Raw genomic sequence first — 16,113 nt, forward strand, 5'->3', positions numbered from 1 at the left:
AATGCTATTATGAATAAGCAAGGAGGCAACAGCGATGACAAAATCACTCCCAATGTCGGCATTGCGAAACTATAACAACGTGTTTGACGAAGTACGCGATGGCACAACAATTCGGTTTACGAAAAATGGTAAAGACGCGGGCGGCGTCTTAGTCAATACGCAAGAGTGGGAACATGTACAAGCTGAAATAAGACTTTTAACAGAATTAAATAGAGCGGATCGTAATTTTGGCACGGGAATTTCTCGTGATAAGTTCCGTCAGGAGCATCGACATGAATAATGCCTATGCGCTCTTTTTTTCGCAGTATTATGACGATGATTATCAACAAATTGAGTCGGGGTTGGCGATGTTTGGTTATCAGCGCGCGTCGATTAATACGATTTTAAATAAGATCGATCATACTATCGATCTTCTGCAAAGCAATCCATTTTTAGGTCCTAGATTAGATAAAAACACAACGATACCAAATAATTACAGATACCTAGTGAGCGGGGACTATTTACAGTTTTATCAAGTATTTCCAGAGACTAAAACAATTCGTGTTTATCGTCTCTTGAATGTACATACTGATTACTTAGCAACACTGGGCTTAAATTAATTCGGGTAAAATGTCCCCAGAAGACGCACTATTGTCAGCGCGAAGGTATTTGTCGAAGAATATAAGGCGGTTTAGGAAAAAATGCCATCCTCGGTGTCTTCTACATTGTCTTACGTCTATGTAATAATCAAACGTGCTCTTGAGCCTAACAACAATAGAAAAAGAACCGAAATCACGAACTTCGTGATTTCGGTTCTTTTCATTTTCTCCAAACCCAATGTTCAACGTTACCTATTGTTGCGCATTAAACACCTAAAGATATTCTTGCTATTCGGGTCATTCTTTCTCTTGTCCAAACGGGCGTTGACACAAGGTTGACCGTGACATTGTCGAGCTCATAAAGTGTACCGACAACTCGTTTTACGTTTGCCACCAGTTCATTGGCACAAGGACATCCCATGTTGGTTAGTGTCATTTCTATATCGCAATTGCGGTCATTTATTTGGACGTCATAAATCAATCCTAAATTAATGACATCGACGCCTAATTCTGGATCTACAACATGGCTCAGGCATTCCATTACCCTTGTAATCGTCGAGTTGTAAATGCTAACTTGATCGAGCTCGTCCATATCAATTCCTCTTTTCTCACGGATTAACCAAATTGGTCAGCAAGATCGTGGACCGGAACTTCAATCGAAACATCACTGATTGGGAATGAAGCACAAGTATGAATGTAACCATACTCACTATCGGCCACGCGGCGACCATCAATAATTTCGGGGCTGAAAACTTTTCCTGAAATTAATCTGGATCGACAAACACCACATTCACCGCTCCGACATAGTGAAGGAGCAGTAATACCTGCGCGCTCCATTGCCACTAGTATCGATTCATTGCTTTGAGCGGAAATGATTTGTTCATGGTCACGTGTCTTGACCGTCAATTGATAGACCTTATCACGTGAATCAGCTGGATAGTCTGTTTCATGATATGGACTGCCATAGTTACCACTTAATTCATGACGAATGCGTCCCGCTGGCAAATTGAGTTTTTTAACTTCTTTATCCATAAATTCATACATTGCTTCGGGTCCGCAAATGAAAATTGAATATGGCGTTTTCGGAGCATACTTCTGAATTAATTCAGCTGTGATGAAGCCATGTTCAAATCCATCGATATCGTCATCACTCAGGACATTAATCAATTTTACGTCGTTAGTTTTTGACAGAATCTTGCTAAACTCTGGTGCCAGAAGAATATGGTCGTGTTGCCGACTTCCATACAGGATTGTCAGTTTAACGTGCTCTGTACCATCCGCAATTGCGGAAGCGAGCGAATAGAATGGTGTGATCCCGCTACCACCGGCTAAGCCAACAATATTCTTTTGGTCACGCAATGGCTCAAAGTATAAATTACCTGCTGGTGCAGATGCTTCAACGGGAGTGCCAACAGCCCAGTTATCGAAAATAAATGACGTCACAAACCCATTTTTGACCCGTTTGATGGTGATGATATACTGATCCTTCAATGCATCTGCTGGTGCGGAACGAATGGCGTAAGGTCTAGTAACGTAACTATTGCCGATTTTTAGTCTAAAGCTAATGTATTGGCCGGCTCTGAAATAGGCTAGGTGTTGCGTGCCCTTTTCCGTATCAGGTTCCAGCACAAAGCTGCGTTCATCAGCACTATGTTTAATCACTTGTTTAATTTTCAAAAACTGACTTTCAGGATGCAATTTGCTGGCAAGCTCGTTCACAGGAAAGGTTTTGGGTAACGGACGTGTGGATGCTGCATCAATGGCAGCATTACGTTCGTTCTTCAATGATTTCAATCCTTGTAAATCCTGTTGCAAAGTTAAGTCACTCATTTTGTTACCTCCTGTTTTGCTAACTGTTCAGCGACCATATTCGCTGTAACAAAACCAGATTGATAGGCGGAACTATAGCCATCCATCAAAAAGCCACTACCACCACAGAAGTGTAAATGTGGCATTTGCTGATCGTCTTCGTTGATCGCCATTGTACGAGCTAACATTTGATCCCACGGATGACCGTAATAGCCATAGATTTCGCCTTCGGGACTTCTAAGATAACGGGCAAACGTTTCTGGCGTTGCAATTTCAATTTCTTCTACAGCATCGCGAATTTTTACTCCAGTTGCTGATTCATATTGGTCAATAACCTGTTGCGCAATTTCGTCTTTGACTTTCGCATAATTCTCGGGTTGTACATCGTCCCAGCTTGAACCGAAATACAACTTTGTTGCGTATAGAACCGAAGTGCCTGCTGGCGAGCATCCAGGATCAGCTAGATTGAGACAATTCATAATCGTGAAATCATTTTGTTTGTTTCGTTCTTTAGTCGCAGAAAATTGTTCACTTGAATCTGCTGTTTTAGAAATGAAAACACTGTAGTCTTTGATGCCTAATTCTTCAGGTGATTTGTTTAATCCTAAGTAGACCAAAAAACCGCTTGTCCCTAAGGTACGTGCGTTTGCTAACTTCAAACCGCGTTCGGGTACGTCGCTGGCACGCATCATTTTTCCATAAACTGTAGTGGGAATGACGTCTGCAATAATTTCGCGGCCGTAAATGGTTTCGTTGCCAATTTGCACACCAACGGCTTTGCCGTTTTCAACAACAATTCGATTTACTTCGGTGTTAAACCAAGCGTCACCGTGATTATCAAGCAATGTTTGCAGAATTGCCGTCGAAATTTCATGAGATCTGGTTGTTGGCACGTAGGCGCCCATGACAACGTAGGCAACCAACATCATGCCCATATAGGCAAATTCGAAGTCGTCACCTGGCACGCCAATGTAGCACCAATAGGCCATCATAATGTCCTGGGCCTTTTGAGGGACATTAAGCTCGTCTAAGACTTCCTTGTAAGGTCGTTTAGCATAGTGAATGAAGTGAGGATACTTTTCTCCAATCGCATGCCAATCAATGTTATTGGGCTTTGCCTGAAATTCAGCGAAGGCCATTAAAGACTCCATGCCTAAATCAAAGAATTTCGTGACACTTTCTCGGCTGCCAGGGACGAGTTCTTCTAGTTTGTTAATGAAAGCTTCTTGACCAGTGGGCATCACAGCATCAAAACCATCTGGTCCTGATTTGATAACGCGATATGCGCCAGGAGCCTCATGGAACTTAACGTGTAACCCCAGCCAGTCAAACAGTTGGCGAACACTACCTGGCATTTCTGGCGTGCCATAGTTGGCCAGCTCATGAAGCGAGGGCTCAAACTCAAAACGTCCTCGAGTAAAACTTGTTGCTGCTCCGCCAGGCAAGTTATGGCGTTCAAGTAAGAGCGTTGACAATCCTCGTTTTGCAGCCGTTGCTGCGGCCACTAGGCCACCGTTTCCGGCTCCGATCACAATCACATCATATTTTTTCATCAATAAGACGCCTCCAATTAGTGAACTTATTAACTAACACATGTTCATTATTGGTTGTCCAGGCGTATAATGTAAACGATTACAAGAACTAAACGGCTATTAATGCGCATTTTATTACCAGTGATCACTGGTATGACCACGACCATTGGATATCTATAAAGAGGGTAATGATTACGGAATTTAATGCTATTGAAGCACCAACTTCTGTTGATTTATTTATTGAGCAAATCAAAACGGCGATTTTATCGGGTCAATTGCATATTGGCGACCAACTACCAACCGAACGGGAATTATGTACGCAAATGAATGTTAGTCGGGGTGTAATTAATACCGGATTACGTCGACTTCAAGCCCTTCACTTTGTCGAAATGAGGCCACGAACCGGTAACTTTGTTGCAGATTATCGCCGCAACGGCAGTTTGGAAACGCTCAATGAAATTATTAATTTTCGTGGTGGCAACTATCGACCATCATTATTAAATTCGATTTTTGAAGTTCGTCATCAGTTGGAAAGCGACATTGTGCGGTTGGCAACCCGTCAACAAAATAAAACCGCATTATTAGAGGCTCAACAGACGATTGCTCAGATGAAAAATAACTGTTCGCCAGCGGAATCTGCACAGCTTTTGTACCAATTTTTTCATACGCTAGCGATTGCCTCAGACAATGCAGTTTATCCATTGTTAATTGCTAATTTTCAATCCATTTATCTGACTCTAGGCAGATGGCTATTTGAAATTGGCAATTCAGAAACAATCGATCACCAATTGCAGGAGCTTTTTAGCAGTATTCAAACGGGCCAGCAGGAAGTAGCCATTAACAAAGTTAATCAGTTAATTTCTTGGTCAGCTGATCAGATACTTGCGCGTGATTAAGCGGATTCTCTTTGTCCCAAACCAAATGTTTTACCTTCCTCCCAATTTTCCCTATGATAATCACGTACACATCACAGCATTTCAATTTAGGGAGGACGTTCACAAATGGCAAAAACAGTCACAATCGGCAAAAGTAACGTTTCGACAACTAAGTTAGGTTTAGGTACAAACAAAGTCGGGGGTCATAACCTGTTTCCTGGTTTAAAGGATGAGGATGGCGCGGCTGTCGTTAAGGCCGCTTTAGACAGTGGTATTACATTACTAGACACAGCGTTTATGTATGGTCTTGGCCGGTCAGAAGAAATTATTGGCGACGTTTTACAGAACTACGATCGCAGTAAAGTTGTCCTGGCAACGAAGGCTGCTCAAGACAGCGACAATAATTTAAAGAATAACAATACCCCAGCATTCCTGAAGAAGTCCGTTGATATTGCGCTGAAACGTTTGAAGACTGACTATATTGATATCTTCTATATTCATTTTCCAGATGAAACGACACCAAAGAACGAGGCAGTGGCGGCGTTAAACGAGGTCAAACAAGCTGGCAAGATCAAGGCAATCGGTGTTTCCAACTTCAGTTTGGACCAGATCAAAGAGGCCAAAAAAGATGGGTTAGTCGACATTGTAGAGGACAATTACAGTCTGGTTCACCGTGAAGCAGAAAAGGAATTGTTCCCATATCTGGAGGATAACAAGATTTCGTTCGTCCCATACTTCCCACTGGCATCTGGTTTGCTGACTGGCAAGTACGGTCTCGACGATGCGGATAAGTTCAAACAATTCTCAGCTGAACAATATCAACTGATTATGAAAGGGTTGGATGTTGTCCGCGGGATTGCTAACAAACATGACGCGACTGTCGCTCAAACGATTTTGGCATGGTACATCGCCAATCCGGCTGTTGGTGTTGTGATTCCGGGTGCTCGCAAACCTGAACAAGTCGACAGTAATGCGAAGGCGTTGACCGTTGTCTTGTCTGATGAAGAATATAAAGCAATTGATGACGCATTTAGTGCGTTTAAATAGAGCATAGTGAAAAAGTCTTTCGAATAAGACTTTTTCTCTTACTATTTTTGGACCATGTTGTGCAAAAGCGAGGGGCCGTTTATATGAAAAACGTGAAGCGCAATGACACGACAATAACGATTAGGATTGCAAAAAATGATAAGGCCTTTTTAGAAGCGTATGCTAACTCAAAAGGAATTGGCGTCGGTAAATTTATGCGCGACTTAGCTTTAGAAAAAGTAGAAGATGAGCATGATTGCGAAGCGTTTATTGAAGCTGAAAAAGAATTTAAAAAGGATTCAGTCGTTTACACTCAAGAAGAAGTGGAAAAAGAGCTGGGTTTTACTGACTGATGGAGCTCAATGACAATAAGCATTTTAGGCTTATTTATACAGACAAAAGAGTGAACGAACATCGTTTCTAAAACGATAGTCGTTCACTCTTTTTGTGTTTTAATAATTTTTCAAATGAAACAGCAAATTTTACCGTTAATCCATTTCCAACAGGACACGATTAGCCACGGCTTCGTTAGTGATGACATCCGTCAAAAAACCACCACGTAGAGCACCCAGCAACGCACGACTCTTGAATTTGCTCTTCACAATGCCGACACGACGGGGAACTGTGAGTAATTCGTCCATTGACACGCCCATGGTTTTATCATGATTATTCAGTAAATTACCGTCCACGTCATAGGGCCGCCCAAACAGCACACCGGCAATCTGTTGATCATCAACATTTTGAAATAGGTCGCTGAAATGCTGCTTCCAAACGGGGATGGTGTTGATTGAGGCAAGTGTGCCAATGCCGGCAAACACCATGTCCATCCGGGCAGCGGACGATAACGCTGGCACGAAGGCAGGTTCACTGCGTAAAGTTTCACGAATCTCATCGTTGTTGACATAAAGCGGCGCTGGCAGGGTGACGTACTGGGCGTCAAACTTGGCAGCCGCTTTCTGGACAAGTGGCACCGTGCTGGCAGCCGTGTTTAGCTTTAAGTTTTCACCAACAAACTGCGTGAAGATAAGGTTTTCGCGAACTTCCGTTTGAAACCGGTCAATGATGTTCCACACGGTGTCACCCCACGTCATCCCGACAACGTGACAGTGGCGGATCAGTTCCTGAATTTCGGCCGCAGCAAAGTCAATGACGTTCGCCGAATCTTTGTCCGGTGAGTCACTATCTTTTAGAATCATCATGTTGCGGATATTGAATTTTTGCTTGAAGGCAAGCTCCATTTCGACATTGCGGGAAACGGGTGTATCGATACTGATTTTAACCAACCCTGAGGCCAGCGCCTCATCCAGCGATTTACTAATGAGGTAACGACTGAGGTGGTATTTTTCCGAGATATCTGTAATAGGCAGTTTGGATAGGTAATAATCCTGTGCGATCCCGGCCAATTGTTCACGGTGTTTGACATCATCCATGTGCGGTTACTCCGTTCTTTAGACTTCTATTGTCTATCTCATCACAGAATTTTAAAAAATGCAAGTGCACTTTAAAATGTGCAAAAGATTAAATTGGCGTTTTTAAGTATTTAAAAAATCGGCTTTCAATTTGCAATATTAACACGAGCCGAGTAAAATAGCACCTGTAGAACACGATATCTGGTTCGTTACTTTTCATGGCATGTGACGAACTGCACGAAAAGGGTGGTACATGGCGAATGAATAATGAAATTGTTGATTTGCACTTGAATGACCCACAGGTTCGCAAAACGTGGGAAGATTTTCTGACCTCGTTAGGCATCACGGATTTTCAGTCGCAAGAAACGGCTGCAATTGACTTCACCCTTGGTATTTACGAAGGCGACAGGTTAGTAGCAACTGGGTCTGCTGCCGGGAATATTTTGAAATACATCGGTGTTTGCAACAAAGGCGTCGATCAAGGGTCGCGGTTTAACACAATTGTCTCTGCGCTCATCAGCCGCTTGTTTCAACAGCAGATCTTCCATCTGTTTGTTTTCACTAAACTCAAGTACTCCGATAGTTTTCAACATGTTGGGTTTCATGAGTTAGCACATTCAGATGTTGCCGCGTTGCTGGAAACTGGGGACAGTAGCATTGATGATTATCTCGATGCGATTCCGCGAGTAGCTGATCAAACGAACAAGCGGGTGGCTGGTATCGTAATGAATGCCAATCCGTTTACTCAGGGGCATCGTTACTTGGTCGAGCGGGCAGCCAGTGAAAATGACGTCGTTTATGTCTTTGTCGTTAACACGGATGCTTCGCTATTTAACACGGCCGAACGGTTTGAACTGGTCAAACAGGGAACAGCCGATTTAAAGAACGTCATTGTCGTGAACGGTGGCGACTATATGGTTAGTTACGCCACGTTCCCGGCTTACTTTTTACCGACGCCTGACCAACAAGTGGACTACCAAACGACCCTTGATGCGCGCATTTTCCGTGATCGAATAGCGCCAGCGTTGAACATTAAGACCCGTTATTTAGGAACGGAACCGCTGTCGCGAACGACTGGAATCTATAACCAAGTTTTGCAACGTGAACTTCCGCCGCAGGTAGCTGTTAAAATCGTCGATCGAAAAACGACGACGGATGGGACAATCGTCACTGCAACTGCTGTTCGTAAGGCGATTGCAGATGATCAACTTGATTCATTAGCTGCGTTGTTACCACCTAGCACGATTAACTTTATTAACCAACATTTAGAGTCACTACAGTTTCGCATTAAGAAAGGAATGAACATTAATGGAAATTAAGCAGACCGCACTTGCGGGCACGCTGGAATCTTCCGACATTCAAATTATGTTGTCGAAGGGCACAGACGGTATCACCATTGATTTGGAATCGGACGTTGAAAAACAGTTTGGCGATCAAATTCGTAAGGTGATTACGGATACATTAGCTGAATTCGATATTGATAACGTCAAGGTCAAGGCTGTCGACAAAGGTGCTTTGGATTGTGTTATCAAGGCGCGGACGATCGCCGTTGCCCAACGCGCATTACAAACTCAAAATCAACCAGCATGGGAGGCATTCTAATATGGCTGAAACTGAAGAACGCTTACGCCGGACAATGATGTTTGTTCCCGGTAATAATCCCGCAATGGTTAAGGATGCCGGTATTTACGGTGCTGATTCCATTATGTTTGACCTTGAAGATGCCGTTTCGATGGCTGAAAAGGATACAGCCCGCGCATTAGTTTATGAAGCCTTGAAATCACAAGACTACGGCAATGCTGAACTGGTTGTCCGCATCAACGGTGACGACACACCTTACTACCACAACGATATTAAGGCAATGGTTAAGGCCGGCATCGACGTTATCCGTTTGCCAAAGACTGAAACTGCTGAAATGATCAAAACGTTGGAAGCAGATGTTTTAGCTGCTGAAAAGGAATTCGGTCGTGAAGAAGGCTCAACCCACTTGATGGCTGCTATCGAAAGCGCCAAGGGTGTCTTAAATGCCCCAGCGATTGCAGCCGCTTCTGACCGCATGATCGGGATTGCATTGTCTGCTGAAGACTACACAACCGACATGAAGACACACCGTTACCCAGATGGTGCCGAATTAGAGTTCGCCCGCAACATGGTTCTGCATGCTGCTCGTGCGGCTGGCATCGCTGCGTTCGATACTGTCTTCACCAACATGGATGATACTGAAGGCTTCTACCGTGAAACGCGGTACATTCACCAACTTGGTTTCGACGGTAAGTCACTGGTTAACCCACGGCAAATTGCCATGGTTAACGAGGTCTACCAACCAACAGCCAAGGAAATTGCGAACGCCAAAAATGTTATTAACGCCATTGAAGAAGCTCGGATCAAGGGCTCCGGCGTTATCTCAATGAATGGTCAGATGGTTGACCGTCCTGTTGTTCTTCGGGCACAACGGGTTATGCGTTTGGCAAAAGCTTCACACTTAGTGGATGAGGAGGGCAATACCATTGAAAAATAATGTAAATCGCGAATTACCAGATGATGTGATGAACGCCTTAGACTACCAACCCTACCAAACGACAAACATTGGTAACCCAGATATCCAACGGGTTGCGCCAAGTGTTCACGTTCAAACGGGTGACGACAAGTTAGTCGACTCCATCGAAGACGTTGTTAAAGCAACGGTTAAAGATGGCATGACCATTTCATTCCATCACCACTTCCGTAACGGTGATTTTGTATTTAACAAGGTGATGCGGGTTATCATTGATGCTGGCATTAAGAATCTAACATTGGCACCATCTTCACTGACTGGTGTTATGAACGACATGGTTATTGAAGCCATCAAGGCTGGTACGGTAACCAACATTACGAGTTCAGGGATGCGTGGTTCATTAGGTGACTTCGTGTCACACGGTAACTTGAAGAACCCAGTTATCTTCCGTTCACACGGTGATCGTGCCCGTGCCATTGAACATGGTGACATTAAAATTGACGTTGCTTTCCTTGGTGTGCCAAACGCCGACAAGCTAGGTAATGCCAACGGGATGGACGGTAAAGCTGTTTTTGGTTCATTGGGTTATGCCTTAATGGACGCGCAATATGCTAACAAAGTGGTGCTGTTAACGGATAACTTGATGCCATACCCGAACACGCCGGCTTCAATCAAACAGACGCAAGTTGACTATGTGGTTCAAGTGGACCAAGTAGGTGACCCAGACAAAATTGGTTCTGGAGCAACTCGTTTCACAAAGGATCCTAAGGAATTGAAGATTGCGTCAACAGTTAATGATGTGATTGTTAACTCCCCATACTTTAAAGATGGTTTCTCATTCCAGACTGGTTCAGGTGGTGCTGCTTTAGCTGTTACCCGTTACCTGCGTCAGGCTATGATTGACAACAAGATCAAGGCATCGTTTGCTTTAGGTGGCATCACCAAGCCAACGACAGATCTGTTAAACGAAGGTTTGATTGACCGCGTGATGGATGTGCAGGACTTTGATAAGGGTGCTGCTGATTCCATGCACACCAACCCTAAACAACAGGAAATCGACGCTTCATGGTATGCCGATCCTGATAACAAGGGTGCAATGGTTGATCAACTGGATGTTGTTATCCTGAGTGCTTTGGAAATTGACACGAAGTTTAACGTTAACGTTATGACCGGTTCAGATGGTGTCATCCGTGGTGCCGTTGGTGGACACCAGGATGCTGCTACTGCCAAACTGACGATTATTTCTGCACCGTTAGTTCGTGGCCGAATTGCAACAGTTGTGCCAGATGTTACGACAGTTGTTACGCCTGGTGACTCCATTGATGTTCTGGTTACCGAATACGGTATCGCCATCAACCCTAAGCGCAAGGACCTACAAGAATCATTAGGTCATTTAGCTGGTGTGCCTGTGTACACAATCGATGAATTACAGAAGATGGCCGCTGCCAAAGTCGGCACGCCAAAACCACTTGAATTTACCGACCGCACAGTTGCCCTCGTGGAATATCGCGACGGTAGTGTGATTGACGCGATTCATGAGGTAAAAGATTAGAGCGTGAACACCCCCGGTTTAGAGCCGAGCAATAACATAAAACAAGCGTTGTAAAGGTGAACTTTCCTTTGCAGCGCTTGTTTTGAGTTATGCACAGGCTCGTGGGGTGTGAACGCGTTTTGGCTATGTAACAATGCAAACTACTATTTTAGATCAGCTTCGCACCGTTCCGTCAGCCAAGGACGCCGTTCCATGTGACCGGGGTCAACCTGCTAGCGCAGTTTTCGCCCTCGCTTCAAAGCCGAAATGCACGTCTTTGAAGTCGTCCAGCAATTCTAAGCGGCTGAACCCGCCGCCAAGAATTGCTTTCACGGAACTCTGTCCTTAGCTGACTGCACTCCATTTGCGGACAGTTTTGCCGAGTTGATACCTAAATTTTCCACGAAACTGTGTACAAAATCGCATTTTCCCACCCGCTATACGAAATGGCTAACCGACATTTGAGAAGTATGGTAGTCTTTAGATATTGTGATTAACATTCAACGGAAGGGGCGCAAACGACGTGAACACGCGCGACTTGGCCTATTTTTCATCATTAGTAGAATTGAGAAACTTTACGGTGGTTGCTAGCCGTTTTAATGTGAGTCAGCCGACCATTACGGTGGCGATTCAGCGACTGGAAAATGAGTTTGGCGCGCCGTTGGTTCAACGTGATCGTGCCCATAATAAACTGACTATTACGCGCGCAGGGATTTTACTGTATCAGCGTGCTCAACGCATCTTAAAGGACTTAGACCTAGCACACAGCGAGGTTTCTCGCGCCAATCAATCGACCATTCAGTTTGGTATGCCACCAATTATCGGCACGATGTGGTTCCCATTAATTGCAGGCCAGCTGTTTTCAAAGGGGTTGCTAAATTACACCCAAACGTTGGAAGTTGGCTCTGATCAGCTGTTGAAGGAGTTAGAGTCCGGCAACATTGACGTTGCATTGCTTGGATCGGTTCGCCCACTTCACGAGGAAAATCTCGATATTACATTGTTGGCATCGCACCCATTTAAAGCAGTTGTCAGCAAGGAACATCCGTTGGCAGACGCTGGACATATTTCGTTTGAACAATTGGCACGGGATAATTTTATTACGATGACCGGGAAGTTTGTTCACCCACAAGCGTTGAAGGCCTACAGTGAATATGCTGGTTTCAAACCGAATGTCATTTATAGCACGCCAACATTGTCGTTAATTAAAGGGTTGGTTAGAGCTAATTTAGGTGTTAGTTTACTGGTTGACGATGCGGTTCAACCTAGCGACGATGTGGTTGCGTTGACGTTGGACGATCCATTACCTGAGCGGTTTAACATGTCACTAGTCGTGCGGAAGGCATTTTTGCCGAACAAGATTCAACAAGAGTTTATCAGCACACTGTTTGCGCTCAAACAAACGGTGGCCTGAGAGTCCGCTTAAATGTTGATGTTTTCCGGTTATAAAGAACTTAATTGGCTACTGAACATTTATGCATGTTCAGTAGCCAATTTTTTATAATTTACCTGTTATACGAGTGAAGCGGACTAGAGACAGAGTTCCGTGTCGACAACACTTATGGCCTGGTTTGGGGCTCAGAATCGAGGTTGAAAACCGCGTTTTTTCGGGTTGAGACTGGTCCCCATGGAATGGCGTCTCTGGTCTGCGCAACGGCATTATATATTGGTAATACTAAATCAGTAATAAACCGAAACCGTCGCAACACTCTTCTTATCCGAGTATTGCGGCGGCCTTTTAGACTAAAAATCGAAAAATTAATGAGTTACTTTTGAGAGTGCATCTTTTACGGCGTCTTTAATAGCGCGGCTAGATACTGATGCACCCGAAACAGCGTCAACATCGTAAGTGTTGTTAGCGACCATGCGTTGAGGCAAAACCTTCACAGCCTCGCCGCCAACTTCACCGGTTTCACTTTGTTGAACGACTTCAACATTCTGCAAGCGATCACTATTGTAAGTGATGCGAACGACGACCTTGCCACCGATACCGGTTGAACTGCTACCAAGATATTGGTTGGCACCAACTTTGATATCTTGTGGCGTTTCGTCAGCGACTAGGTCGTTACTACCAGTTAATGTGGGTTTACGTTCGGTTTGGCTAGCACTAGTAGAAGCATCAGTTGCGTATGCAGTTGTTGTATCGCTGCTATCAGATTTAGGTTTAGCCGCATTTTCACCGGCAATTTTACCGAAAATCAAACATTCAGCAAGGTTTCCGCCGCCTTGATACTGGTTAGCTGAAATGCCACCCAGTTCACCAGCACCGTACAAATGAGGAATTGGTTGCTGATTGGCGTCCAAAATCTCTGCATTGACATTACGACGTGGACCGCCTTGTGTATTTAACACGTCATGAGTTAGTTCAATGGCGTAGTAGGGACCGTCATCAAATGTTCGCATGGTTTTAGGATCACGGTTGAATGCATAATCTCTGCCCTGTTTGGCAAACGTATTAAAGTCATTGATGGTCGCGGATAAAATTTCAGGATCAGCATTGATCTTATCTGCTAAGTCCGCTAGGGAATCTGCGCTTACGAGGTCGTCTAAAAATTCAGGGTATGGCAGTTTCTCTGCATCTTTAAATTGATCATACTGAGCTTGGTCAAAGACCAGGTGCGGGTGGACGTTGGTCCGTGGAATTCGCCATGTGCCGTGATCGTAAATGTGGCCGTGACGGTTCGGTTCGTCTTCTTTAAAGTAACGGCTACCATCATCTGCAACAGTAATAATACTACCGGAAAACATGCTGTCACCGGGTGTAAGCAACAATCGAGCCCGTTCGCCTTGTTTAGGTTTGAATGCCATACCACTGAGAAAACCAAGTGCTTCGTAATTATTCATATGCCACATATCGGCACCGACTTCCTCAGCCATACGTAAGCCGTCACCACGGTTGTACAAAGTACCTAGTACGCCAAGATGACTGGCACCTAAGTAGTCTTGAACATCTTTTTGACTGTTTTCAAAACCGCCAACAGCTAGCACGACACCATTTTTGGCTTGAATATTGTATGTGTGCCCTTGGCGTTTGATTTGTGCCCCTGTGATGATTTTTGTTTCTGGATCTTGCAACAAATGCAATGCTGGTGACTCAAGCCAAACGTCGATTTTATCAGCGCGGTCCATAACTTTTTGGCGTAAAATTTGCCAAAGTGCGGCGTCAAACATGCCTTTATGAACTGTTGTGAAATCGTATGAATGGACACCTTCATATTCCGGGTATTCAAACACTGCTTTATCCAAGGGCAATGGTGCAATCTTTGCCAAATCTTTCTTAGCACTGATTGGTTCAACGCCTAGGTATTTGCGGACATAGTCGCGCATGTGGACCATACCGTCGACATAAGTATCAATCATATCTTCGTCAAGTTTCATCGGTGCTGTTAATGCTTTGTAGTATTTTTTAGCTCCGTCAAAATCATCGCCAGTACCAAGAAGTTGGGCAGAATAACGGGTGTTACCACCTTCATGTCCGTTTGGAGCGGCGTCGGTTAGCAAAACTCTGGCACCGGCATCGGCTGCAAAACGTGCGGCAGTGGCGCCTGCACCGCCAAATCCGAGAACAATCGTGTCATATGTGGCATCCCAAGAAGTTGCGTTAGTCATCAATGTCATCCTTTCGAATCCTTGTGCAGTTATTAACAATAACCACATTATGTAACCGATAACATTGAAAGTGAAATGCCAAAATCAAACGTGGGCTATTACAAAACAGTAATGATTTAACACTTATCATGATAAAATAAACGAAACACAGTCATGAAAGTGAGCAACGATGAAGAAACGATTGGTTGATTTTTTAGCGGCAGTTAACCGGTATGACACAATGACGGCGATTGCTCAAGGACTATACATGAGCCAGCCGTACGTCAGCCGACAGATTGGTGAGGCTGAAAAAGAGTATGGCGTTCAGTTAGTTGATCGAACATTGCCGATTCATTTAACGTATGCTGGTGAACGATTGCTGTCTTATTTGCAGCAGGAACAACAGTTACATCGAGCGATGGATACTGAAATGGAAAGCCTAGGAAAGTTTGAGTATGGTTCACTCTCACTGGGTATTAATCAACCCTTGGCGGCCAGTTGGTTTGCCGAACTACTTCCCGAGTTTTACAAACGGTTTCCACAGATGCACTTATCTATTCAGGAAGTTACCACTTCGCGTGCAGAAAATATGTTGCCAGATGGGCAGTTGGACATGTTTATTGGCAAAACATTTTATCAGCCACGGGTGGTAACGAAGCCATTAGGCACTATGAAATTGGCGTTATTGGTGCCGGCCACGTCTCGGCTTTATCGCAAGGACACATTTTGGCGGCAGGCCACCGCGGACACAATTAGTCAGTTAAACGGTGAATATTTTATTCGCATCGGCGGTGAATCACGGTTTCAGGAACTGGTAGATCATGCTTTTCGCGACAATGGTATTCATGTTAATGACCGAATGGAAGTCAGTGACTCTAGGATCGCTGTCAGTTTGGCATTGAAGCAGTTGGGGTGCGTTATTGTCAATGTGAATAGCGCAAAGAAATTATCAGCGAATTTACCCATTAACGTGTTTGAGTTTTCGCCAGAAATGATGAATTTGGATTGTAGCGTCGCCTATCGAAAAGCATTAGTACCGTCAGAACCGTTAAAATTCTTGATTCAAACGTGCGTTGAGAAGGACGATGTATTGATGGAACAAGGATACGAGCTCTAATATTGCGTTTGCGATTTGTGCACAGATCTTTGCGGGAATGTATTGTTGGAGTAAAATCAGTGCGCAAATGTGAGCTGGAGGGCGTCAGTGTTGAAACTAACTGCGAAAGTGGTGTTAATTCGGTGGCTCGTGCCGAATTTACAGCACGGACGAG

General features: G+C 44.3%; 16 protein-coding genes. 11 read left to right on the forward strand and 5 right to left on the reverse strand.

Translation table 11 applies throughout. The features are described from left to right. Positions 1-34: 34 nt before the first annotated feature. Positions 35-280 carry a type II toxin-antitoxin system Phd/YefM family antitoxin gene (locus tag LDK34_RS01600; RefSeq protein ID WP_161002474.1) on the forward strand — a complete coding sequence of 82 codons (246 nt, stop codon included), beginning with the start codon at positions 35-37 and terminating at the stop codon, positions 278-280. Further along, complete coding sequence (locus LDK34_RS01605) at positions 273-599, forward strand: type II toxin-antitoxin system RelE/ParE family toxin (protein WP_236941307.1); 327 nt, start codon at positions 273-275, stop codon at positions 597-599. The genes LDK34_RS01600 and LDK34_RS01605 overlap by 8 nt, the downstream gene beginning before the upstream one ends. Positions 600-843: 244 nt before the next feature. Here LDK34_RS01605 and LDK34_RS01610 read toward each other — a convergent pair whose 3' ends face one another. From LDK34_RS01610 to LDK34_RS01620, 3 genes are read right to left on the reverse strand one after another with little or no spacing between them, the layout of a single operon-like run. Continuing rightward, positions 844-1,170 carry a metal-sulfur cluster assembly factor gene (locus LDK34_RS01610; RefSeq protein ID WP_161003836.1) on the reverse strand — a complete coding sequence of 109 codons (327 nt, stop codon included), beginning with the start codon at positions 1,168-1,170 and terminating at the stop codon, positions 844-846. Positions 1,171-1,193: 23 nt separating this feature from the next. Continuing rightward, positions 1,194-2,408 (reverse strand): iron-sulfur cluster-binding domain-containing protein, encoded by a 1,215-nt coding sequence (locus LDK34_RS01615; RefSeq protein ID WP_236941308.1) that lies wholly within the window; start codon positions 2,406-2,408, stop codon positions 1,194-1,196. Beyond that, positions 2,405-3,940, reverse strand: coding sequence for a phytoene desaturase family protein (locus LDK34_RS01620; RefSeq protein ID WP_236941309.1), 1,536 nt, complete (start codon positions 3,938-3,940; stop codon positions 2,405-2,407). The genes LDK34_RS01615 and LDK34_RS01620 overlap by 4 nt, the downstream gene beginning before the upstream one ends. Positions 3,941-4,107: 167 nt before the next feature. Between LDK34_RS01620 and LDK34_RS01625 the strand changes: the two genes are divergently transcribed. From LDK34_RS01625 to relB, 3 genes are all read left to right on the forward strand, one after another. Continuing rightward, positions 4,108-4,815 carry a FadR/GntR family transcriptional regulator gene (locus tag LDK34_RS01625; protein ID WP_236941310.1) on the forward strand — a complete coding sequence of 236 codons (708 nt, stop codon included), beginning with the start codon at positions 4,108-4,110 and terminating at the stop codon, positions 4,813-4,815. A gap of 105 nt (positions 4,816-4,920) precedes the next feature. Next, on the forward strand, positions 4,921-5,841 hold the full coding sequence (locus LDK34_RS01630; RefSeq protein WP_236941311.1) for an aldo/keto reductase: 921 nt from the start codon (positions 4,921-4,923) through the stop codon (positions 5,839-5,841). 83 nt (positions 5,842-5,924) lie between these two features. Beyond that, positions 5,925-6,173, forward strand: coding sequence for a type II toxin-antitoxin system RelB family antitoxin (gene relB / locus LDK34_RS01635; RefSeq protein ID WP_236941312.1), 249 nt, complete (start codon positions 5,925-5,927; stop codon positions 6,171-6,173). 135 nt (positions 6,174-6,308) lie between these two features. On the opposite strand, the gene LDK34_RS01640 is transcribed toward relB, so the two are convergent. Next, a complete protein-coding gene (locus LDK34_RS01640; protein WP_236941313.1) occupies positions 6,309-7,250 on the reverse strand; it encodes a sugar-binding transcriptional regulator in 942 nt (313 codons plus the stop codon). Between the two features lie 239 nt (positions 7,251-7,489). Between LDK34_RS01640 and citC the strand changes: the two genes are divergently transcribed. The 5 genes from citC (at position 7,490) to LDK34_RS01665 (ending at position 12,668) form a co-directional block, all read left to right on the forward strand. After that, positions 7,490-8,548: a [citrate (pro-3S)-lyase] ligase gene (gene citC, locus LDK34_RS01645; RefSeq protein ID WP_236941314.1), complete on the forward strand. Its 1,059-nt coding sequence runs from the start codon at positions 7,490-7,492 to the stop codon at positions 8,546-8,548. After that, positions 8,538-8,831, forward strand: a complete 294-nt coding sequence (gene citD, locus LDK34_RS01650; protein ID WP_236941315.1) for a citrate lyase acyl carrier protein — start codon at positions 8,538-8,540, stop codon at positions 8,829-8,831. Before citC ends, citD begins: the two co-directional genes overlap by 11 nt. A 1-nt stretch (position 8,832) precedes the next feature. Continuing rightward, positions 8,833-9,747 (forward strand): citrate (pro-3S)-lyase subunit beta, encoded by a 915-nt coding sequence (citE, locus tag LDK34_RS01655; RefSeq protein ID WP_236941316.1) that lies wholly within the window; start codon positions 8,833-8,835, stop codon positions 9,745-9,747. Beyond that, complete coding sequence (citF, locus tag LDK34_RS01660; protein WP_236941317.1) at positions 9,737-11,275, forward strand: citrate lyase subunit alpha; 1,539 nt, start codon at positions 9,737-9,739, stop codon at positions 11,273-11,275. Before citE ends, citF begins: the two co-directional genes overlap by 11 nt. Before the next feature lie 502 nt (positions 11,276-11,777). Continuing rightward, complete coding sequence (locus LDK34_RS01665) at positions 11,778-12,668, forward strand: LysR substrate-binding domain-containing protein (protein WP_161003846.1); 891 nt, start codon at positions 11,778-11,780, stop codon at positions 12,666-12,668. Between the two features lie 344 nt (positions 12,669-13,012). Here LDK34_RS01665 and LDK34_RS01670 read toward each other — a convergent pair whose 3' ends face one another. Further along, positions 13,013-14,863, reverse strand: a complete 1,851-nt coding sequence (locus LDK34_RS01670; protein ID WP_236941318.1) for an FAD-binding protein — start codon at positions 14,861-14,863, stop codon at positions 13,013-13,015. A 169-nt stretch (positions 14,864-15,032) separates the two neighbouring features. On the opposite strand from LDK34_RS01670, the gene LDK34_RS01675 reads away from it, so the two are divergent. Further along, positions 15,033-15,959, forward strand: a complete 927-nt coding sequence (locus tag LDK34_RS01675; protein WP_236941319.1) for a LysR family transcriptional regulator — start codon at positions 15,033-15,035, stop codon at positions 15,957-15,959. The last annotated feature ends 154 nt before the right edge of the window (positions 15,960-16,113 follow it).

The organism is Furfurilactobacillus milii (assembly GCF_021654115.1).
Classification (GTDB): Bacteria; Bacillota; Bacilli; order Lactobacillales; family Lactobacillaceae; genus Furfurilactobacillus; species Furfurilactobacillus milii.